Annotated in this window: 17 protein-coding genes and 1 tRNA gene; 12 read left to right on the top strand and 6 right to left on the bottom strand. The window is 35.3% G+C overall.

Annotated elements, in window-relative coordinates; translation table 11 throughout:
* Positions 1–87: 87 nt before the first annotated feature.
* Positions 88–990 carry a DMT family transporter gene (locus tag MYP_RS00315; protein ID WP_197059974.1) on the top strand — a complete coding sequence of 301 codons (903 nt, stop codon included), beginning with the start codon at positions 88–90 and terminating at the stop codon, positions 988–990.
* Positions 991–1,018: 28 nt separating this feature from the next.
* On the opposite strand, the gene galE is transcribed toward MYP_RS00315, so the two are convergent.
* A complete protein-coding gene (gene galE / locus MYP_RS00310) occupies positions 1,019–2,047 on the bottom strand; it encodes a UDP-glucose 4-epimerase GalE (protein WP_045456930.1) in 1,029 nt (342 codons plus the stop codon).
* Between the two features lie 224 nt (positions 2,048–2,271).
* Here galE and galT point away from each other — a divergent pair, with 224 nt between their 5' ends.
* Entirely contained in the window at positions 2,272–3,252 is a 981-nt protein-coding gene (galT, locus tag MYP_RS00305; protein ID WP_045456926.1) for a galactose-1-phosphate uridylyltransferase, read from the top strand.
* Between the two features lie 55 nt (positions 3,253–3,307).
* Here galT and lpdA read toward each other — a convergent pair whose 3' ends face one another.
* Positions 3,308–4,702 carry a dihydrolipoyl dehydrogenase gene (lpdA, locus tag MYP_RS00300; RefSeq protein ID WP_045456923.1) on the bottom strand — a complete coding sequence of 465 codons (1,395 nt, stop codon included), beginning with the start codon at positions 4,700–4,702 and terminating at the stop codon, positions 3,308–3,310.
* 185 nt (positions 4,703–4,887) lie between these two features.
* Here lpdA and fabG point away from each other — a divergent pair, with 185 nt between their 5' ends.
* The 3 genes from fabG to MYP_RS00285 all read left to right on the top strand — a co-directional run bounded on the left by fabG (position 4,888) and on the right by MYP_RS00285 (position 8,559).
* Positions 4,888–5,634 carry a 3-oxoacyl-[acyl-carrier-protein] reductase gene (fabG, locus tag MYP_RS00295; RefSeq protein ID WP_045456921.1) on the top strand — a complete coding sequence of 249 codons (747 nt, stop codon included), beginning with the start codon at positions 4,888–4,890 and terminating at the stop codon, positions 5,632–5,634.
* 70 nt (positions 5,635–5,704) lie between these two features.
* The gene (locus MYP_RS00290; protein ID WP_045456918.1) at positions 5,705–7,777 is read left to right on the top strand and encodes a hypothetical protein; all 2,073 of its coding nucleotides are present in this window, start codon (positions 5,705–5,707) and stop codon (positions 7,775–7,777) included.
* 83 nt (positions 7,778–7,860) lie between these two features.
* A complete protein-coding gene (locus MYP_RS00285; protein WP_045456915.1) occupies positions 7,861–8,559 on the top strand; it encodes a TIR domain-containing protein in 699 nt (232 codons plus the stop codon).
* Positions 8,560–8,621: 62 nt separating this feature from the next.
* Here the strand turns inward: MYP_RS00285 and MYP_RS00280 are convergent, their stop codons facing one another.
* Entirely contained in the window at positions 8,622–11,159 is a 2,538-nt protein-coding gene (locus MYP_RS00280) for an ATP-dependent Clp protease ATP-binding subunit (protein WP_045456911.1), read from the bottom strand.
* 154 nt (positions 11,160–11,313) lie between these two features.
* On the bottom strand, positions 11,314–11,934 hold the full coding sequence (locus MYP_RS00275; protein ID WP_045456909.1) for a WbqC family protein: 621 nt from the start codon (positions 11,932–11,934) through the stop codon (positions 11,314–11,316).
* A 76-nt stretch (positions 11,935–12,010) separates the two neighbouring features.
* Between MYP_RS00275 and MYP_RS00270 the strand changes: the two genes are divergently transcribed.
* A complete protein-coding gene (locus MYP_RS00270; RefSeq protein ID WP_045456907.1) occupies positions 12,011–12,868 on the top strand; it encodes a lysophospholipid acyltransferase family protein in 858 nt (285 codons plus the stop codon).
* A gap of 12 nt (positions 12,869–12,880) precedes the next feature.
* Here MYP_RS00270 and MYP_RS00265 read toward each other — a convergent pair whose 3' ends face one another.
* Entirely contained in the window at positions 12,881–13,510 is a 630-nt protein-coding gene (locus tag MYP_RS00265; protein ID WP_045456906.1) for an L-threonylcarbamoyladenylate synthase, read from the bottom strand.
* 112 nt (positions 13,511–13,622) lie between these two features.
* On the opposite strand from MYP_RS00265, the gene mltG reads away from it, so the two are divergent.
* From mltG to MYP_RS00250, 3 genes are all read left to right on the top strand, one after another.
* Complete coding sequence (gene mltG / locus MYP_RS00260) at positions 13,623–14,657, top strand: endolytic transglycosylase MltG (protein ID WP_045456904.1); 1,035 nt, start codon at positions 13,623–13,625, stop codon at positions 14,655–14,657.
* Positions 14,657–15,079 (top strand): acyl-CoA thioesterase, encoded by a 423-nt coding sequence (locus MYP_RS00255; protein ID WP_045456903.1) that lies wholly within the window; start codon positions 14,657–14,659, stop codon positions 15,077–15,079. Before mltG ends, MYP_RS00255 begins: the two co-directional genes overlap by 1 nt.
* A 60-nt stretch (positions 15,080–15,139) precedes the next feature.
* Positions 15,140–15,224, top strand: a tRNA-Ser gene (locus MYP_RS00250).
* 348 nt (positions 15,225–15,572) lie between these two features.
* On the opposite strand, the gene MYP_RS00245 is transcribed toward MYP_RS00250, so the two are convergent.
* Positions 15,573–22,094, bottom strand: coding sequence for a glycosyl hydrolase family 8 (locus MYP_RS00245; protein ID WP_052429837.1), 6,522 nt, complete (start codon positions 22,092–22,094; stop codon positions 15,573–15,575).
* Between the two features lie 343 nt (positions 22,095–22,437).
* Here MYP_RS00245 and MYP_RS00240 point away from each other — a divergent pair, with 343 nt between their 5' ends.
* From MYP_RS00240 to MYP_RS00230, 3 genes are all read left to right on the top strand, one after another.
* The gene (locus MYP_RS00240) at positions 22,438–22,632 is read left to right on the top strand and encodes a hypothetical protein (protein WP_028981833.1); all 195 of its coding nucleotides are present in this window, start codon (positions 22,438–22,440) and stop codon (positions 22,630–22,632) included.
* 60 nt (positions 22,633–22,692) lie between these two features.
* On the top strand, positions 22,693–23,127 hold the full coding sequence (locus MYP_RS00235) for an Hsp20/alpha crystallin family protein (RefSeq protein WP_045456902.1): 435 nt from the start codon (positions 22,693–22,695) through the stop codon (positions 23,125–23,127).
* A gap of 62 nt (positions 23,128–23,189) precedes the next feature.
* The gene (locus MYP_RS00230; protein WP_045456900.1) at positions 23,190–23,519 is read left to right on the top strand and encodes an MGMT family protein; all 330 of its coding nucleotides are present in this window, start codon (positions 23,190–23,192) and stop codon (positions 23,517–23,519) included.

Raw genomic sequence — 23,519 nt, 5'->3', positions numbered from 1 at the left:
TAAACTGAGTTTAGGAAATCAAAATTTGAAAATTTTCTTATGTTTAACAAATTAAAAAAATTTCCGGTTTATCAACGAAACAGAATTTTGAAGCAGGATTTAAAATCTCATGGGTTGTTATTATTGTCAACCCTTATAGCAGGAGCTAATTATACAATCTCAAAATTTGCAACCCCGGAATATATTGCACCTTCTGCAATTATCTTACTGAGAATCATTGCAACAATTCTTCTTTTCAATGCACTAGGGTTATTCGTAAAAGAAAAAATAGATTTATCTGACAGGAAAAGAATTTTCCTTTGTGCACTATTCGGTGTTGCGTGCAATCAGTTACTGTTTTATAAAGGCTTAAGCCTGACTTCTCCGATCAATGCTTCTTTAATGATGACAATAAGCCCGATTATTGTCCTTATTATCTCTGCTATCAATGGTTTTGAAAGAATTACCCCTGTCAGGATTTTAGGATTAATTTTGGGTACTGTAGGTACTGGTGCTTTATTACTTTCTGGGACTGATCAGTTTCACGAACTTTTTATTGGTGATATACTTGTCCTTCTAAATGCAGTTAGCTGGGCATTATTTCTGGTAATTGCAAAGCCACTGCTAGCAAAATACCATTTTATTACAGTTTCCAAGTGGATGTTTAACCTTGGATTCTTTATAGTTTTTCCATTTAGTATTAATTCATTTTGGGAAACCCAATGGCAAAACTTTGATACCACCGCCTATCTTTCTGTTGGTTTTATAATAATCTTCGCAACGTACATTTCCTACATTCTCAATGTTGGAGTATTAAAAAAGGTAAACCCATCTGTAGCAGGAAGTTACATCTACCTACAACCCGTATTTGCTGCTGTTATTGCTTTAATATTGGACAAAGATGAATTGACACCGGAAAAAATTGCTTATAGCATATTAATACTAGCAGGAGTGTTTTTTATAAATAAACAACCTCATAAAAAAATAAGAGATCAGCTTTATTCAAACTGATCTCCTTAAGGTAAATTATTTTAATTAATTATATCGCATTTATCGATTTACTTTTGGGGGTATATTTACCACTTTTCTTTCCATTATGCCATTTCCAGGCTGTTTCAATTATTGCAGAAAGATCTTGATACTCAGCAACCCACCCAAGTATATTTTTTGCTGCAGATGGATCTGAAACCAATAGTGCAGGATCTCCTTCCCTTCTTGGTCCAAATTTGACAGGCACTTTTAAGCCTGTAACTTTTTCCACCGTTTCAATTACCTCTTTTACTGAGCATCCTTTTCCTGTTCCCAAATTACAAATTGCGGATCCCTTGCCATTTAATAAATGTTCCAGAGCAAGTATGTGGGCTCTCCCAAGATCTTCAACATGGATATAATCTCTGATACATGTCCCGTCAGGCGTATCATAATCTGTACCAAACACTGTTACAGGCCCCCTAGTACCTTTAGCAGCTTCAATTACTAATGGGATTAGGTGAGTTTCCGGATCATGATCTTCACCAATAAGTCCATCTTTGGATGCACCTGAGGCATTAAAATATCTTAAAAAAAAGTAATTCAAATTATAAGCAGGACCATAGTCCTTAAGAATTTTTTCAAGCATCAATTTGCTTTGTCCATAAGGATTTATTGGATCCTGAGGATGATTCTCATCTATCGGCAACCTGACAGGATTTCCATAAGAAGCACATGTAGAAGAAAATATAAAATTATTACAGTTATATGCACGCATTATTTCAATTAAACTAAGCGGAGCGGCTACGTTATTCAAATAATACTTTGCAGGGTCTTTAACAGATTCACCAACATAAGCATATGCAGCAAAATGGAGAACTGCATCTATTTTATTTTCGGAAAACAAAGTAGTCATAGCCTTTCCATCTGCAATATTGGCTTTTACTAACTTTACATTTTTATCCAGGATTGCCTCTTCATGACCATAAACAAGATTATCTACGACAATTACCTTATATTTTTTTTCCGCAAGAAGTCTTACGGTATGAGAACCGATATATCCGGCTCCGCCAGTTACTAATATTGTTTTACCTTCCATTATAATAAAAATCCGTTCATTTAAAGTTAATTAAAATGAATTTATAAAGTTTCGAGATTTTGATATTTTTTAAAAGATTAACTCAAAAAGAACTTAAATCATCATTAATATTACTTTTTAAAGAAAAATTAATATCCTGGTAACCTTTTAAATCTATATCCAGTTAAAAATTAAAGTTCCGGAACAATTTATCCGAAATTATATTTTGATTAAATTTTTACCGCATGAATCATTTAAGGTGGAATCCTTTACTTAAAACTTATACTTTAATTGCCACAAATAGAACTGAGAGACCTATATTCCCGGACGAATGTCCATTTTGTCCAGGAAGTGGAAAAATAAAAGAAACATATGATGTCCTCTCACTTCCAAATGAATTCCCTGTATTATCACCTAAATTTAATGCCCCCATTCAGGAAACCGAATCTTTATTTAAATCTGGATCAAGTAATGGTCAATGTGAAGTAATTCTATATTCTCCGGATCATTTTGCGACACTATATGATTTGGAAAATCAACATATTGAAAAACTTATAAAGCTTTGGAGAGACCGCTGTAATGAAATGAGCAAGGATCATTCAATTAGATATATTCATATATTTGAAAACAGAGGTCAGGAAGTAGGTTCTTCAATACATCACCCCCATGGTCAGATATATGGCTATCCATTTATTCCTCTGAAACTTAAAACAGAGCTGGATTCTTGTAAGGAGCATTTTTTACAAACCAACAAGAATCTTATACTCGAATTAAATGAACAGGAAGAAAGAGACCAAAAAAGGATTATTACTTCTAACAATAGTTTTCTTGCATACATTCCATATTTTTCGGAACATCCATTAGGGGTATTCATTTCTTCCAGAAGGCAAAAGAATTTTTTGGCCGACTTCACTAATGAAGAAATAACTGATCTGGCGACGATTTTAAAGGATGTTACTGGTGCTTTAGATGCCGTTTATAAAAAACCTTTACCGTATACAATGTCCATTCATCAGGCTCCGATTCATTCGAAAGAATATTCTGATTGTAAAAATTACTACAGCTTGCATATTGAATTTTCTCCAGTACTCAAAGATGCCTCCAATGTAAAATTCCATGGTGGGTCTGAAATGGGCGCCTGGGCTAACATAAGCTCTCAACTTGCGGAGGAAAGTGCTAAGGTATTAAGGGATGCTTTCCGGATATTTAAAAAAGCAGAGAGGTGATAAAAATAAAAGAGGCAGATTTTACTGCCTCTTATCTATTTTGGTATTAAGATGTCTACAAATGTATTACTTCATTATATGCTGCTGCGGCAGCTTCCATAATAGCTTCAGACATTGTAGGATGCGGGTGAACTGATTTTATGATTTCGTGTCCAGTAGTTTCAAGATTTCTTGCAACTACAACTTCGGCAATCATCTCGGTTACATTTGCTCCGATAAAATGAGCGCCAAGCCACTCTCCATATTTCGCATCGAAAATAACTTTAATAAATCCTTCGCTTGCTCCTGCTGCTTTTGCTTTCCCTGAAGCAGTGAATGGGAATTTACCAACTTTAATTTCGTACCCTTTTTCTTTAGCTTGTTTTTCAGTAAGACCAACAGATGCAATTTCAGGTGTGCAATAAGTACAACCAGGAATATTGTTATAATTTAATGGATGTGGATTTTGCCCTGCTATCTTTTCAACACAAATAATTCCTTCAGCAGAAGCAACGTGAGCAAGGGCCTGCCCTTTTACAATATCACCGATTGCATAAATGCCCGGAATATTGGTTCTGTAATAATCATCTACCAAAACTTTTCCTTTATCTGTAGCAACTCCAACTTCCTCAAGCCCTATACCTTCAATGTTGGTAGCAATACCTACAGCAGAAAGAACGATATCAGCCTCAATTGTTTCAACACCAGAAGCAGTCTTAACTTTAACTTTGCATTTGGCACCGCTTGTATCCACAGATTCTACAGCAGAGTTGGTCATTACTGCTATACCTGCCTTTTTAAATTCTTTTTCAAGCTGCTTAGATACATCTTCGTCTTCAACAGGAACTATATTAGGCATAAACTCAACTATCGTAACTTTAGTGCCCATTGAATTGTAGAAATAGGCAAACTCAACACCTATCGCTCCCGATCCCATTATAACCATAGATTCAGGTTTCTTCTCCAAAACCATGGCTGTTCTGTATCCAATGATCTTTTCGTTATCAATCTTCACATTAGGTAACTCTCTGGATCTACCACCAGTTGCAAGGATAATGTGATCTGCATTGTAAACTTCTTTTTTTCCTGAAGCATCAGTTACTTCCACTTTTTTACCTGGAAGTATTTTACCAAAACCTGAAATATGATCGATCTTATTTTTACGGAAAAGGAATTGGATACCTTTACTCATTCCACTGGCAACGTCACGGCTCCTCTTTACAACAGCTGAGAAATCAGCCTGACTTTCGCCGACATTGATACCATATTCTTTAGCATGCTTTACATACTCAAATACCTGAGCGCTTTTCAACAAAGCTTTTGTAGGAATACATCCCCAGTTAAGGCAAATACCGCCCAACTCTGCCTTTTCTACCACTCCTACTTTCATTCCAAGTTGAGAAGCTCTGATAGCAGCAACATATCCACCAGGACCGCTTCCTATCACAATTAAATCATATTTTGCAGACATAAAGTACTTTTAGTTTATAAGGGGCAAATTTAAATTATTTAGGATTATAAAAAAATTCAGGGAAATTTAGTGCACTAAATATTATCAATCTGACAAGATTTCAATTAAATAGGTCTGAATTCGAACCATCATTTTAGGATTTTCGGATTATATAGTTATTTTTGGACTCAAAACGTAAAATTTAAATGGGACTATTATCCGGAAAAAATGTACTAGTTACAGGTGCTTCAAAAGGAATAGGTAGAGCAATAGCTCTAAGATATGCTCAGGAAGGAGCTAATGTAGGCTTTACTTTTCTTTCAAGTATAGAAAAAGGTCAGGCTTTAGAAGCAGAATTACAATCTAAAGGTATTAAAGCTAAAGGATTCAGATCCGATGCGTCCAATTTTGTTGCTGCAGAAGAATTAGTCAACAGCTTCATTACAGAGTTCGGAACATTAGATGTATTAATAAATAATGCAGGTATCACGCGCGATACCCTTTTAATGAGAATGACAGAACAACATTGGGATGATGTTATTAATACCAATCTAAAATCTGTTTTTAACCTTACTAAAGCTGCTACAAAACAGCTTATGAAACAAAAATACGGTTCTATCATTAATATAACTTCAGTTGTCGGAATCAGAGGTAACGCGGGTCAGGCAAATTATGCAGCATCAAAAGCGGGAATCATTGGCTTCTCCAAATCTGTCGCTCTTGAATTAGGTTCAAGAAATATTCGTTGTAATTCCATTGCTCCCGGATTTATTGAAACAGAAATGACAGGAGAACTTGATGAGAAAGTAGTTCAAGGCTGGAAAGATTCAATTCCGATGAAGAGAGCAGGTCTACCTGAAGAAGTAGCTGATTGTGCTGTATTCCTGGGTTCTGATTTATCAAAATATATAAGCGGCCAGGTCCTTCAGGTTGATGGTGGTATGCTTACCTAGTTTTATAAAGTATAAAAATAAAAATACAGCCTTTCACGTTCTTTGAAAGGCTGTTTCATTTATATCCTCAATGTCAAGCTTTAAACTAATAACAGAACATTCTCTTTGGTTTATAATACCTGCGATTTGCGTTGCTGGTGCTTATTCCTGGCTTCTTTATTCAAAAAAAGGCCCTTGGTCTCCTCAGTTAAACAAAATACTTTTTTCCATAAGGTTCATACTGATTTTTCTACTTTGTTTTCTGCTTATCGGACCATTGCTCCAATACATCAAAAATGAAATTGAAAAACCAATTTTTGTATTTGCAATTGACGATTCTGAATCAAATGCTATATCAACCGGACCTTCCAAATTAAACGCTCTAAAAAATGAAATTGAGCAAACTAAAAAAATCATTCAACAAGAAGATTATACTGTTGATATAATTACTTTATCAGGTAAACAAACAATCAACGATATTATCTTTAAAAATCAATCAACCAACCTTGACTATTTGCTCGACAAGATTGAATCCAACTATGAAAATAGAAATCTTGCCGGCACTATCCTATTTTCTGATGGTATTTATAATCAAGGTTTATCTCCTGCCTATAAAGAACTGACTTATCCTTTATATACTGTAGGCTTGGGAGACACGACTGCCAAAAAAGATATTATCCTTAAAAATACACTATACAACAAGCTTACTTATCAGGGAAATTCTTTTCCAATTGTCGTAGAAATTCAAAATCAAGGCTTTGAAGGGAAGGATATTACAGTTATTGTAAAAAACAAAGGGAAAGTTCTTGACAAAAAAGTCATTAACTTTTCCAAAAACTATGATTTAAAAGAAATAGAATTTCGATTGACATCTGACGAGAAAGGCCTTCAGCATTATGAAATTGAGGTACCCCCTCAAGAAGGTGAGTTTACCGATAAAAACAATACAGGACATGTTTATATCGATGTGATTGAGGGTAAAGAAAAAATTCTTTTAGTAGCCTCCTCTCCTCATCCAGATATCAAAGCAATTAAAAGTGTAACCGATCAAAAAGAAAACTTTAGTCTGAATATTTATATTCCAGGAATTACTGAATTTAAAAACGAGAAATATGATCTTATCATTTTTCATCAAATTCCTGATATTCAAAATACAGCGGCTGATATTCTGAGTAAATTTGGTAAAGACAATAGTTCAGTCTGGTACATCACAGGTAATAAAGTAAACTATACCAATTTTAATCAAATTAACAATGCTTTGAAGATTAACCAAAGAGGACAACAACTTGATCAGGTCACAGCAGTGTTCAATCCTGACTTCAACAAATTTTCACTTTCTTCTGAAGAGGCCGCTGTTATTTCCAAATATCCCCCAGTATCTGTCCCGTTTGGTGAATTCAAACCAATGAATAACGCTGATGTAATTATTTATCAAAGATTGGGTAATATTCAAACCGTAAAGCCACTCCTTCTTTTTTCCAACTCAAACGATAAAAAAGTAGCAGTATTCTGTGGTGAAGGACTATGGGAATGGAGATTGCTTGAATTTAAAGAAACTGGCACTACAAAAGTTTTTGACAAACTGGTAGGTAATTTAATACAGTTATTATCTTCTAGGGAAGAAAAAAGAAAATTTAAAGTTTACCCTATTAATTCTGAATTTTATTCCAGTGATCCTGTACTTTTTGAAACAGAAGTTTACAATGATATCTATGAAAAAATTTATGGACAAAACATTGATTTGACAATTATATCAGAAAAAAATGAAAAGAAACATTATTCATATGTGAATAATGAAAATTCACGATTTGAAATTAAAGGATTAAGTCAGGGAATTTATAAATATATTGCTAATACAGTTCTTAATGGCAAAAAGGAAACTTCTGAAGGTGAATTTTTAATTAAAGAGTTAAACATTGAGCTAATTAACGGAACTTCTGATTTCGATTTATTAAGGTCAATTTCAGAAAAGAATAATGGCTTATTTCTTCCTGTTGCCAAGCTTTCTACTTTACCTGAAATACTAAAAAATGCAGCTCCGCAAAATATTATTCACAGTAATGAAGAACTAACTGAAATTATTAATTTAAAGTGGGTATTCTTCCTGTTAATCAGCCTTATTACTTTAGAATGGTTTTTCAGAAAATTTAAAGGAAGCTACTAAACGTAAGTTAATCTTTAATTAAGACTATAACATTTTAGCCGCTAATTCGCTATAGTCCTTATCTATTCTTTAAATTTACATTGATGAAAGAGGTTAATTTTTTACTAAAACGATTCCAGGATTTTGGGTATAAGGGAGAGTGGAAAGAGCAATATTATCATTTGTATGAAAAGTCCTACGAACTGTTAAACAATTCTCTTTATCCCAAAAGAAATATCTATATAAAATCTCTTGATGAATTCAATGGCATCATGATGGATCTTCCCCATAGTCTTGGTCATGAAGAGAAGCTGACATTCAGAAGAAACCAAAAGCATATTATTGACTTACTTTATCAAATAAAAGAAGAGAATAAAAAGATCTTTGTAAGTTTTGGCAGAGAATCTAGAATGAAAGATAAGGTATGTACTTTTCTTGGTAAAACTAAAATGGATTTCGTGGTTATTGATGAAGAAGATACTCCTTATTCTCCTGAAACATTCGTGAAATATGCTAAAGATTGTGAATATGGAATCTTCTTATTTTCTGCAGATCAGGAAATTGGAACTACAGGTAAATTTCAGACTAATTCCAATGTAATGCTTGAACTGGGATATTTTATCGGACAATCATCTCTAAAAAATCTGATAGCCTTTTATCCAAGTGATAAATTTATTGAAACTGGCTTAAATTTTCAGGGTATAGCTTATGAAGAATTTAAACCTAAAGGTGGATGGAAAATAACCTTGCTTCACCATATGAAAAACTCAGGAATATACGTGGATCACATACTTGAGGAGTAACTTATCAGGTGTTAAAAAATATTTAAGCTGAAACTAAAAAAGGCCCATAACGGGCCTTTTTGCTATTCATCAGTTTTCTCAACTTTTTTCTTTTTTACTTTGAAAGTAAGAGTCTCGCTCTTTCCATCATAATCGGCTGTAAGAGTATCGCCTTCCTGAACTTCCCCTTTAAGGATCTCCTCAGCTACAGGATCTTCAAGATATTTCTGAATCGCCCTGTTCAAAGGACGAGCTCCATATTGTGGATCGTATCCTTTTTCTGCAAGAAAATCTTTTGCTTTTTCAGTCAATTCAACAGAATAGCCAAGAGTATTGATTCTTTTGAAAACATTATTCAAAGTAATATCAATAATTTTGTGAAGATCTTCTCTGCCTAAAGAGTTGAACACAATAACATCATCCAATCTGTTCAGAAACTCGGGAGAAAATGCCTTTCTAAGAGCATTTTGAATGGTTCCTCTCATCAATTCATCTATATTATCCTGTTTTGCTTTTGTAGCGAAACCGATACCGGCACCAAAATCTTTTAGATCTCTTGCACCAATGTTAGATGTCATGATTATAATTGTATTTCTGAAATCAACTCTTCTTCCTAAACCGTCTGTCAGAATACCATCATCAAGTACCTGAAGCAATAGGTTGAATACGTCAGGGTGCGCTTTCTCAATTTCATCCAAAAGAACAACACTATATGGCTTTCTTCTGATTTTTTCAGTAAGCTGCCCACCTTCTTCGTAACCAACGTATCCTGGAGGTGCTCCAACAAGTCTGCTTACGGAGAATTTCTCCATATATTCACTCATATCTATTCTAACAAGAGAATCTTCTTTGTCGAACAAATATGTTGCTAGTACTTTAGCAAGCTCTGTTTTACCAACCCCTGTAGGGCCCAGGAAAATGAATGATCCTATTGGCTTTTTAGGATCTTTTAATCCTACTCTTGTTCTCTGAATTGCTTTCACAAGCTTTTCAATTGCCTGATCCTGACCGATAACTTTGCCTTTAAGCTCGTTACCCATTCCAAGCAATTTATTACCTTCATTTTGAGCTACTCTGTTTACAGGAATTCCTGTCATCATAGCAATTACTTCAGCTACATTTTCTTCAGTAACAGAGTATCTCTTTTTACGGGTTTCTTCTTCCCATCTAACTTTAGCAGCATCAAGCTGTTCAAGGAATTTTTTCTCCTTATCACGAAGTTGAGCAGCTTCTTCGTATTTCTGGCTTTTTACAACCTTATTTTTTTCCTTCTTGATGTTTTCGATCTGCTCTTCAAGCTTCACGATATCAGCCGGAACGTGTATATTATTTATATGCACTCTTGCTCCTGCTTCATCAAGAACATCTATTGCTTTATCGGGTAAAAATCTATCACTGATATATCTGTCTGATAATTTTACACAAGCAGCAATTGCTTCGTCAGAATAATTAACATGGTGATGATCTTCATACTTATCCTTAATGTTAGTCAATATCTCTATTGTCTCTTCCGGAGTAGTTGCATCAACCATAACAATCTGGAACCTTCTTGCAAGAGCTCCATCTTTTTCAATATATTGTCTATATTCATCCAAAGTAGTAGCACCAATACATTGTATATCTCCTCTGGCAAGAGCTGGTTTAAACATATTGGACGCATCAAGCGATCCTGAAGCCCCACCTGCTCCTACAATAGTATGAATTTCATCAATGAACAGGATTACTTCGGGAGATTTTTCCAGCTCGTTCATTACGGCTTTCATTCTTTCTTCGAATTGTCCTCTGTATTTCGTTCCTGCAACTAAAGATGCAAGATCCAGAGTTACAACTCTTTTACCGAAAAGTACCCTTGAAACTTTCTTTTGAATAATCCTCAATGCCAGACCTTCAGCAATTGCGGTTTTACCCACACCTGGTTCTCCAATAAGAATTGGGTTGTTCTTTTTTCTACGGCTAAGAACCTGTGCTACTCTCTCAATTTCTTTTTCTCTTCCCACTATAGGGTCGAGTTTATTTTCTTCTGCAAGTTTTGTAAGGTCTCTGCCGAAATTATCCAAAACAGGTGTTCTGGATTTTTCTGTGGTTCCCTTGGCCGGCTCTTTGCCAGCACCTGAACCACTTCCTCCGAAGATTCTTGAGCTATCTTCGTCAGAGTCGTCTGTATCGCCTGATGCCATAGGATTTTGCTGATGATATTCTAATAATTCTTTGATTACATCATAACTCACTTCAAATTTTTCCAGAATCTGAGTTGCAATGTTGTCTTCATCTCTTAATATTGACAGAAGCAGATGCTCTGTTCCTATTAATTCACTTTTAAAAATTTTGGCTTCCAGATAAGTAATCTTTAATACTTTCTCGGATTGCCTTGTAAGGGGAATGTTGGCCAGGTTTTTAACATTGCCTGTAGCAGTACCTTTTGTAGCTTGCTCCACCGCAAGTCTCAACTCTTCAAGAGAAACACCCAGTTTTTTTAACAGGCTGATTGCAACTCCTTCCCCTTCCCTGATCATTCCAAGCAAAAGATGTTCTGCTCCAATATAATCATGGCCTAAACGAAGCGCCTCTTCCCTGCTGAGGGAAATTACTTCTTTAACTCGGTTTGAAAATTTTGCTTCCATATTATAAAGGAGCTATTTAGTAATAGCGTAAATCTAAATTATTTTTACTATAAATAACCAACTATTTAATATATTTTATTCTTCTTTCTCCTGATTAGAGAACAAATTGATTTTTCCCTTTGTTCGATCCACCTCACTTTTCCATTCCAATCCCTTACATATTTATAACATTTTTTGCATTATTTCCTTCACAAAATAGTAAATCAATTATGCTCATATTGTTTACAAAATTCCTGCCAAACACTTGTTTATACGTTATTCTGCCAAGTTTGGGGTTGTCTATCTGACTTTTTTTAGGGATAATACGATTTCTCATATCAAAAACACCCTCGTACTCTTTTATATAACTGTTTGTAAAGGAAATATTCTTTTCAATTTGAAATAATTTCAGACAAAGTGTCAGAAAATCAAAATTCATATCAAATAAAGATGTATGATTTTTGGAATAAATACCTTCAAAAAACGGCCAATAATACTCAAAATAAGGAGCATTTCTATAAGCAGATGCAATTGCCCTTTGATGAACCTGAAGCCATTTCTGGGAATAATCGATTTCTACTTCAGTATATAGCTTTTTACCTTCATGCTTTACAGGTACAGACAATTCCAAAACCTTGTCTGCCGTTAATATTTTACAACGATTTCTGTATGTATGCCTAAGATAATTTTCCGAATTTTCAAAAACAACTTCCTTCGCATTCATTATATTTAAAAAATATTCGATACAGGGAAGGTATTGTAAGTCTAATACTATTCTTTCTGATTCTTGTTGCATCAATGTTCTAAAAATTTAGTACAATTTTAGAAATGATTTTAATAATTTTATCCATTCGTATTAATTATCTCCTTTAATGTATTCAATTTTAAAAATTGCATTTTATTTTATCCCAAATACATTGCTTTATTGGTTCTCAGATTTTTTAAGTTTTATACTCTATCACGTAATTAAATACAGAAGGAAAGTTGTGTTTCAAAACCTTCAAAATTCATTTCCTGAAAAGTCGGTTCATGAAATAAATAAAATTTCCAGAAAATTTTATACTAACCTTACTGATACGATCCTAGAGACTCTATTAATTCCATCTCTTACCAAAGAACAATTAAAGAAACAAGTCATTCAAAAAAACATTGAACTTCCTCTCGAATACCTCAGAAAAGGTCAATCTATCCTGGTTCTGACAGGCCATCAATGTAACTGGGAATGGCTCCTATTAAGTTCCTCAATGCTTTCGGAATATAGTGTAGATGCAATCTATCGCCCTTTAAAAAGTAAACAATCAGATTGTTTTTTCTTAAAAATCAGGTCCAAGTTCGGAGCTAATTTAATTCCAATGAAAGATACCCTAAGGAGTATAATTAAGAGAAAAGACATAACCAGAGGTATTGCTATGGTTGCTGATCAAACACCACCGGGAGGAGAAATTCAATATTGGACAAAATTTCTGAATCAAGATACTCCTTTTTTTGTAGGAGCTGACAAAATAGCACGTAATACTTCCTTTCCCGTATTTTACCTTAGCATGAAAAGAAGCAAAAGAGGATATTATGAGACTACATATGAACTTTTGTCTGAGCCTCCATTTCCAGAGGAAAAGTTTTCACTGGTAGAAAAATACAGCAATGCTTTGGAAAAGACTATTAAAGAATCTCCTTCAGACTGGCTTTGGTCACATAAAAGGTGGAAAAACACCAGACTAAAGGACTCTTAATGGTTCTTCCGACTATAACACTTCTTCTATTTTCCCCAATCCTTCCCGAATAATCTCTGGATCATCATTTGTGCAGTCTACAATTGTAGAAGCCTCCAAATTCCCTAAACCTCCATCAATAACAATATCTACAAGTCCTTTATATTTTTCATAAATCAATTCCGGATCTGTTGAATATTCTAATATTGCATCTTCATCTTTTATTGAAGTCGTTATAATTGGATTACCTAATTCCTTAACAATAAGCCTCGGAATAGCATTATCTGGAACTCTTATTCCAACTGTATTCTTTTTTGTATGAAGAATTTTAGGAACTTTTCCGCTAGCGTTTAAAATAAATGTGAAAGGACCTGGTAAGGCCTTTTTCATAATTTTAAAAATGTGTGTTGGTAAATTTCTTGTGTATTCGGAAATATGACTTAAATCATAGCATATAAAAGATAGGTTAATTTTCTGAGGATTAATGTTTTTTATTTGACATAGCCTTTCAACTGCCTTTTGGTTATGTATATCACAGCCAATACCATAAACAGTGTCCGTTGGATAAATTATAATACCACCCCTTCGCAAAACTTCTACTACCTCCAAGATTTTATTCATTTGTGGATTTGTAGAATTTATTTTTACTAATTTAGCTTTCATCGTTTCAGTTTTAGTATTAACCTTTTTTTATTTATTAAAAATTCACTTTTTAAGTAGAACCTGTTTGCTCCCTTTTCTTGTTTCCAAATGAATTGATTATTTTTGAAGACTTATGAGAGATAGAAAGTACAAATTTAAAGTCTTTGCAGTTGTTTTTGCAATTTCATTTGTATGCTTTTCATTTTATGCATACCAGATTTTCTTTACTCCTAATCTGCAATTTAAAAAAGGAGATACATATTTGTTTATTCCGGAAGGTGCTAACTTTCAGACCGTTTCTGACAGTTTAAAAAAGAATAATATAGTTACAGACTATTTATCTTTTGCATTTATATCCAGATTACTAGGCTATCAAGATGCGGTAAAGCCAGGCATGTATCGTATATCTGCAAATATGTCAAATTTATATGCGGTAAGGATGTTAAAAAGAGGAAGACAGGAACCTACCAAACTGGTTTTTAATACTATCAGGCTGAAACAAGATTTAGCTGAAAAACTTGATAACCAATTATCTCTTTCCAAAGAGGATATTTTAAAATTATTAGGTGATCCGAAATTTGTCTCCCAATATGGCTTTGATACAACCACAATCCTTACCATGTTTATTCCCAATACATATGAAGTATACTGGAATATTAAAGGAAAGGATCTGTTTGATAGAATGAAAAAGGAATATGATATTTTCTGGAATGATGAAAGGAAGTCTCAAGCTAAAAGTCTTGGATTTACTCCAGTAGAGATTACAATTCTGGCATCTATCGTAGAGGCTGAAACTAATAAACAAGATGAAAGATCCATCATTTCTGGAGTATATATTAATAGACTAAGACAAGGGATGCCATTACAAGCAGACCCTACTGTTAAATTTGCAGTGGGAGATTTCTCAATTAAGAGAATATATGATGGACACCTTGCTATTGATTCTCCCTATAATACTTACAAGTATACAGGACTACCACCTGGCCCGATAAACCTTCCTTCAACCAAATGTATTGATGCCGTTTTAAATACAGCCATCCATAAGTATGTGTACTTTTGCGCTAGTGATGATCTAACAGGGCATCATAATTTTGCCGAGACTTATGAGCAACATCAGAAAAATGCTGAAAAATATCGGAGAGCTTTAAATAAACTGAACATTAAATAATGATTGAATTTGAGGTTCAGGTAAGAGTCAGATATGCTGAAACTGACAAAATGGGTTATGTCTATTATGGCAATTATGCAGCTTTCTATGAAGTGGCCCGAGTTGAAATGATGCGTCATTTGGGATTAAGCTATAAAAAATTAGAAGAAAGTGGAATAATGATGCCGGTGCTGGAATACAAAACTAAGTTTATTAAACCTGCACTCTATGATGATTTGCTCAGGATTAAAGTCTTTATCAAAGAGGTTCCGAAGGTCAGAATAAAATTTGAATACGAAACTTATAATGAACAGAATATCCTACTCAATATAGGAGAAACAACATTGGTATTTGTAAATTCTGAAACAGGAAAACCATGTTTAGCTCCAGAGGAATTTGAAAGAAACACAGGCAGTTACTTTAAAAAGGAAAAAATTCAATAAAAAAACATTAAAATTATTTGGACAAAAAATCATTTTACCTATATTTGCAGTCCAAATCACAGAGAGATGGCAGAGCGGTCGAATGCGGCGGTCTTGAAAACCGTTGACTGTAACAGGTCCGGGGGTTCGAATCCCTCTCTCTCTGCAAAATGCAAGAGTGTGAATCAAAGCAATCGCTTTTTCACACTCTTTTTTTTGATCAATAAATCTGTTGTAAGATCCAACCCTATATTACTTATAGTCTGTTTTAAACAAATAGATTAAGAAACTTAAAAACGAGAAAGTTATATTATCTATATAGCATTTAAGTGCTGACACTTTAATAAAATTTCAGTTCTTCAAAATCTATTCTGATAATTTAAAAGTGGGTATCTACATAGGATCAAATTCCTTTGAAAAACTTTCCATTTAAATTTCATTTTCTTGACATCACAAAACAAAAGCGGCTACCCTTATGAGGTAGCCGCTTCTCTTTATTTTAAGAGCAATAATGTTATTGTTTTATCAATCTCTTAACTGCAATACCTTGCTCAGTTCTGATTTCCAGGAAGTAAACTCCTGAAGCAAAACCAGTCAAGTTAAAATTGTAATCAGCAGAAGAAGAACCTTTAAATACATTTTCTTCTAGTACTGAAGTACCAAGAGCATTTTTCACAACAATATTAACATTTCCTGCAAATGCATCACCTAAAGTAACCACGAAGTCAACTCCAGGGTTTGGCATTACATTAACTGAACTACTCAATATAGCAGATATTCCAGCAGGTGTAACAGTTACATTTATTGGATCAGAATCAGTGGTTCCTGCAGGATTAGTTTCATGAAGAACAACACTTCCACTAGTAGATCCAAATTTAACCGTAATAACAGAATTGTCTGCGTTGGCAGATACAATCGTAGCACCTTCAGGAAGTGACCATGTATATACAGATCCTTCAGGCGCATCATCTGTCATATAAGTAGCTTCATCACCAGCAGTTACTGATACAGGTCCATTGACAGTTTTCTTAGCAGGAACCACACAGAAATTACTACCAGCATTCTTAATTGTTATAACATTTGAAGTTACAGGAGAACCTGTTGCACAAGCAAGGCTTGAAGTCATTACTACTTTTACAACATCACCAGGTTTCACTGAAGCAGAGTATGTTTTGGCACTAATACCTACATTGATATTGTTTACTAACCAAGAATAAACTGGGTTGCTTCCTTCACCTTCAGATGTTAAAGTAAATGTAGCATTTGTTCCTGCATCGCAAGCTTTGTCTTCAATCGAACTTACAATTGATACTGCAGCTACTACGGATGAACTTACTTTTACTAAAGAAGTTGCAGACGTACTCTGACAGTTTTTAGAATCTGTCACAACTACAGAGTAAGTTGTTTCAGTAGTTGGAGCAACCGTTACACTTGCTGTAGTACCTACTACATTTGTCCACTGGTAATTATTGTATGGAGCGGTTCCGCCTGTTACGTTAGCAGTAAGAACTGTCGACTGTCCTGTACAAACATCTGTAGATGATGGTGTAACAATAACAGAAGGTTTAGCATTTACAACAACTTGTTTAGATGCAGCAGAAGTGTTCTTGCAATCATTAGCATCTGTTACCACTACCGAATAAGTGGTAGTTTCAGTCGGATTTAAAGTAGATCCGGCATCAGAAGGTTTGTTTCCTGCAGAAGATGTCCATGCATAACTATAAGGTGCTTTACCGCCATTTACAAGCGCATTTACATTCACTGATCCACCATTACAAATTTCAGCAACAGATGTACTCACAGATACTTCAGGTAGAGTGTTAACTGTAACAGTGGTTGCACTTGAAGTAACAGGAGAACCTGTGGCACAAGCAATGCTTGATGTCATTTTTACCGTTACCTGGGCATTGTTTGGTAGTGTTGAAGAAGTAAATTCTGCACCATTCACGCCTGCTGTAACTTTATTACCGTTAACAAACCACTCATAAGTAGGCACACCACCATTTTGGTTGGATGCAGTAAGAGTAACAGGAGTACCTTCACAAACTGCTATAGTAGCAGGAGTTATAGTTACCGCTGCAGCACCTCCGTTAGTTACATTAACCAAAGCACTTTTCTTGTCAGCAGTACAACCATTTGCATCTGATGCTGTTACAAAATAAGTTGAAGTTACGGATGGGGATGCTGTAGCTTTATCTCCATTGACAACTAATGATGGAGCTGAATCCCATGCATAAGAATATGGAGTAGTTCCTCCGTTTGCGCTTGCAGTCAATAAAGCTGATCCGCCAGAACAAATATCAGAAGCTGCAGGAGTAACAGTCAATACAGGTTTTGCATTTACTGCGATTACTTTCTGAACAGCAACGTTAGAACAGTTATTAGCATCTTTAACAACCAAAGAATATGTTGTTGTAACTGTTGGTGTAACAGTTGGAATAGGGCCTGTTGGCACAGTACCTGAACTAGCAGTCCAAGTATAAACATAAGGCTGAGTTCCACCGCTCACTGTTGGGAAAAGATCAACCGATCCACCAGCACAAACAGATGAAACCTCAGGGAAAGAAACAGATGGTGTTGCATTTCTTGTAATTACTACATCATCAAAGTTAGTACCACAAGTATTAGCTATTGTCCATCTTAATGTTACGCTTTGCCCTGCAGTCAAATTTTCAACTACTGAAGTAGCAGAAGCTGGAGTTTTGATAATTGCAGAAGACGTTCCTACAATAGACCAGGTTCCATTTCCAACAACTGGAGTATTTCCTGCAAGAGTTACCGATGCCTCACAAGTGGACTGATCAGGTCCGGCAAGTGGAGCAGTTGGTTGAGGACAATCCCCGTTTCCTGTAACTTTGAAGGTATAAGGATTAACAGTAGAATTGTTTCCAATATTTATTATTGCGTTTTTAACACCAGAAGCTGTTGGCTTAAATGTCACAGTAAAAGTAGTTGTAAGAACAGTACCAGTAGAAGGGTGTAACTTAGTTACAACTGGCTGAGTTACTGAGAAGTCAGCTGCATTTGTACCAGTTATAGTTACAACAGGGTTACCTGACAACCTCAAAGTATCGTCGCCTGTACTTGTAATAGTGAAAGTGACAGGAGTGGTAGCTGTGTTCAGTAAAGAAGTACCGAAGTCATATGCAGCAGAAGCAGCGTTATAAATAGTGGCTCCTTGCTTAACTGTCAGTTCAGAAGATTTAGCAGTACCATTCAAATAGAACACATATGTTGCCTCGTCAGCATCATTACTTTTTACTGTTATTGATGCTGATCTAGCTCCGCCAGCTGTTGGTTTAAATACAACTACAAAATTACTAGCACCAAAGGCACCGATTGTTGTTGTATATGTTGGTAATTTTCTAACAATAAAATCTGAAGGGTTAGCACCAGCCACAGTAAGGTCACCAGGTGAAGTCAGAAGCAAATCAGCAGATCCATTATTTTTAATACTGAAGGTCATTAAAGTACTATCTCCAATCGTAGCAGTACCCATGTTGAAAGAAGCAGTATTAAGGATAGACGTATTGGTCGGTAATGTTAAAGCCTTAACATTGATCTCAGGTCTTGCGTCTGCGTATTTTAGATTATCGAAAAGATACGTTCTCTGAGCAGGTGTAGTACTTGTTCCAGATTGAGCCCCAGTAGGGTCTACTAAAATATCTATATAAGCTACTTCTGTAGAATTTACTACATCAGAATGATCAAAAGATAAATTCACCCAAGTGTTTGCAGCACCGCCTTTGGCAGTTACATCGCTAACTGAAGTTCCATTAGCTCTTTTTAGCGACATAGTAAATTCAGTATTGGCATTAGGTGAATAAACCATTACGTCAATTATTGATTTTCCTGGACTTAAGTCGAATGTACCAGGACATCCGCTGAATCTTACTGAAGTACCAGAAGCAGTACCTGTATTTCTTACAAATTGTCCCGTATTGATACTTGTATTAATACCCGTAGCAGAAGGATTCGGATAAATTGTATTAAATGTTCCAGGGAACACTATTTCCGCATATCTGTTAAAATCAAAATCGTTTAGCACTTTAGAAGCTGGAATACCTGCAATACAAGGTAATTCAGACTCATATCTGATATCATCAATGTAGTAAGTTTGAGTTCCTTTAGTTGCTTTCGGATCAAAGAAAATATCAAAGCCGAATGTAGAAGCAGTATCCGCTGCTGCAATATTTGACAAATCGAAATAAACCCTATGCCACTGATTAGCGAATACTGTTTTTGCAGAATCTACAGCAGCATCATCCGGATAAGTATCAGCATCTGCCCCATCAGGTTTCTTAGCAGCAAATTGAATTGTAGCGCCTGCTGTTGTAGAATAAACTAACATGCTTATAATTTTCTTACTGTTCAGCCTGAACTTGTTTCCGCAAACAATATATCTGATACCGTCACTGTACTGTCCTGCAGATCCACTCTTATTAAATCTACCAACAGTAGATGATGGATTTCCTGTTGAGCTAGGATTTGCTACAGGTCCCACATAAGAAGGCACATTATATTCCAGGGTTGAATTGTTGTGTACTTCAAAGCCTTGAAGAACTCCGCTTTGTGGAAGATCGGATAGACAAGGAGCAACTTCTAGTCTTATATCATCTGCATAATACGTTTTAGCGCCATTTGCAGCGACTGGATCAATAAACACCTCAATAAAAGTTATACCTGTTTTACCCGCAGCCCCACTCATATTAAAATACAATCTTTCCCATTTGTTGGTTTGCGTTGTGCTAACCGTAGATGAAGCAGTTGATGGATAAGTAGTAGTATTAGCTACATCAGCAGCTGTTTTCAGGTTCATTAAAACCGGGATTCCAGGCGCTGGTGAATAAACCAACATACTAACTACAAATTTGCTAGATGTTATGTTCACTGACCCAGAGCATAATTTATAACGGACTCCGTTGTAATCACCAGTTGCCGGTCTAGTGAATTTAGCCGAAGTATAACTAGGGTTAATTGCATCGACTGAAGGATTTAATGCTATTTCACTCCAGTTAGGATTAGTATAATCTAACTTAGAATTTTGAGCATTCCCATCAAAGTCCTGGTAAACTTCATTAGTTGTAAGCGCACTTGCACATGCTACAATACTTGAAGTTAGATTCAATTTATAAGCACCATTTGTAGCATCATCGTTATTAATTGTAACAACTCCCGCTGGAGTCGCAGCTGTAGCAGAAGTTAATCTTACCCAAAAATAGGCAGAATCACCAATACCAATTATTGTCGGCGCTCCTTCAATTGTGTAACCAGTTCCGGTAACTGTAATTCCACCGGTAGCAGGAATGTTTAACTGTCCATCCCCCGTATTTTTGATCTTAAATCTTTTACTATTAATAGAACTTGTAGCTGACGTACCCATATTGAATGTTCCACCATTAGCTATTGGACCAGATTCTGAAAACACTGAAATCTTCGGAGAAGTCGCTGTATTAGTTCCAGTACCAATAATTGTGAAAGTATAAGGATTTTCATCCGGATCATTGCTAGCTATTGAGATGTTTGCAGTTTTAAGACCGGTTGCACCTCCAGGAGCAAAAGTAATAGTAAAAGTAACACTTTGATTTCCTGCTAAAGAAGTGGTAACTGAAGTCTGATTTATTGTGAATAAAGCTGCATCAGTACCTGTTTTTTGAACGACCGGACTTCCGCTAAATGTTAAGCCCTGGAACCCTTTATTTTCTAAAGTAAAAGTAACTACTTTATTACCAGACTTTATAACATTCTGAAAATCAAAAGTACCACCTGAAGGCACATCTCCAAGTGTAGTTTTAACATTTAGATCTGGTAAAGAGGTAGTACCTATTTTCCATGTATTACCGGTCATCATGAATAGAGACAAACAACGAAGTGTATTTCCAAAATAACCGGAAAGGGTAGCGTTTTGAATTGGATCTTTAACATTTTTAACCTCTGTATACATGGCATTCATCAATGTCTGATTGCTTGAAGCCATTACCGGAAGAGCAAATGTTGAAGTAAAAGTTGCATTATGCTGATTTCCGCTATACAGATTTCCGTTTTGATAAAGAGGGCCTCTGACACCTGAAGCACCCATAACAGCAACAACTTTAGTTGTAATCTTATCACAGATTGCTTTTGCAGAAGTTGCTACAGTTGGTCCATTCCAAAGAAAATCTTGTGCCATACGCCATGGATTACGACATGCGTCGTAACCATAACCAGCAGTAGCAGCATATCCTAAACCACCTGGATTACATGTATTCATTACTCCATTTTCTGAACTCCAGTCAGAGATCAGACCTGTTGTTGTATTAGCGTTTGCATTGATAAGATTGTACCCACCATTTACCGCTGTGTTCCAGAAGGATGCGTCTGCCAGTTTACCAAATTCACGGTAATATGCTGGTGACTGGTAAGAAGGGTTTCTACAAGGATCACCAAACCCCCATCCATCTCCATTGATTGCAACTCCCTGTGAATTAATTTCCCATTGCTTAATTTTTGAAATGAGGGAATTTGCTTCATTTATATATTTGTATGGAGAGGTTGCGGTAGGCCACTGATTATCTGCAATTAAAAGTGCAAAAGCGGCGTCCAACTCTGCATCGGTAGCTCCGTTGTTTCCGGAATTATTGCCACAACCTTCAATTCTCCAATGCATGATCCCACGATCATTTGAATGATTCTTATAGTATTTCCATAGACCATCAAATAAAGCTTTGTCGGCTGCATAAGCAGAAAGAATCATACCATAAGCAATACCTTCGGATACTGTTCTTTGTGGTTCATCAAACTTTACCCTAATGGAACCATCATTACAGGTTTCAGTGTAATTTTGTTTCCACTCCAGGTAAGCAAGCCCTGCATCTGTAGATTTCCCATAAGCTCCAGATGTTGGTAAGTTTGTAGGCATAATACCAAAGCCGTAACTTGTGTTGGCTCCAAATGGTACCCTGGCCCCTGCAGGTGTATTAATTTGTGCTATCGCTCCAATGGAAAAAAAGCAACAAATCAAAAACACACATAATCTGAGACTGTATTGTTTTATCATATTTAGTTATAAAAGGATTTAGATTTTGTATTTTTTATCTAAAAAATTGACTCCAAATTAAGAAAGATCCGAATGGAAGACAAATAAATTATACAAATTGAAAAATAATCCAACCTAAGCTATTCACTTAAAAAATAAAAACAAGGTTATTTCGCTTGAATTTGGGAAACTTCCGAAAAATTCAATTTAAAAAGCCATGAAATATTCAAAGAAAAGTACTATTAACTTTCTGTTATTTAAGATTATATTTCCCTGAAAATAGACTTGTATTTTCATTTTTTTCAAAAAAAAATTAACAAAATAGCTTTTCACGGGTAGTTGTACCAAACAAATCAGAACTACTATGCCATTCAGCTACAAAAACAAAAAAGGAATTACCTACTATCTTCATTTAAGGGGACCGGCAAAACAAGAGGGTAAAGGTAAACTTTATTTTTTCTCCAAAAGCCAGGGAACCGATGTCATCGAGGACATGCCCGATGGCTATACAATTATTGAAAACGAGAAAACAGGGTTACCTATCTTGAAAAGGAAATAGGACTCCTGGTAAAGAATTATATTCCCCGGCTCATTGTTTTTTATGTGGAGGAATATAATTATGGGAATTGTTAAATATAATAAATCCAGGGTTCCAGGTTTCACTAACGTATTGGAAGACTTTTTCGGAAGAGATGTCTCTGATTTTCTCGGCACTTCTGCTGATGTTGTACCAGCTGTAAATGTGAAAGAGGAAGATAAAGGATTTCAAGTGGATGTGGCTGCACCTGGTATGGAAAAGGGTGATTTTAAGGTTAATATCGACAATGATACTTTAACCATTTCTGCTGAAAAAGAGGTAAATGAAGAGGAAACAAATGAAAAATATAGTCGAAAAGAATTTAGCTATTCAAGTTTTTCAAGATCTTTTGTACTACCTAAAACAGCGGATAAAAATAAGATAGAAGCAAAATATGAAAATGGAATTTTAGCATTATTTATTCCTAAAATAGCCGAAAAGGATATTAAAAATATTAAATCTATCGAAATTAAGTAAGGTCAGGGCAAAACACCCTGACTTTTTAATTATTTTAATCTTCATTCCATTACTTTTGCCCGATGCTACCTGAATCTTTCTTTGAAAATGTCTATGAGGTTGTGAAGCTTATACCTAAAGGAAAAGTGACTTCCTATGGAGCAATTGCAAAGTACCTTGGTATAAAATCAGGTGCCAGAATGGTGGGATGGGCCTTAAATGCCTCACTCATTCATAATAATATTCCGGCACATCGTGTTGTAAATAGGTCCGGTTTACTTACTGGAAAAATGCACTTCTCCCCTCCTACATTAATGCAGGAAAAACTTGAGATGGAGGGAATTCAAGTTATCGATGACAAGATTAAAGATTTTGAAGCAGTATTTTGGGACCCCTCCATAGAAATGCCTTAA

The sequence above is a fragment of the Sporocytophaga myxococcoides genome (assembly GCF_000775915.1).
GTDB classification, from domain to species: domain Bacteria; phylum Bacteroidota; class Bacteroidia; order Cytophagales; family Cytophagaceae; genus Sporocytophaga; species Sporocytophaga myxococcoides_A.
This window is presented reverse-complemented; position numbering and strand designations above follow the sequence as displayed.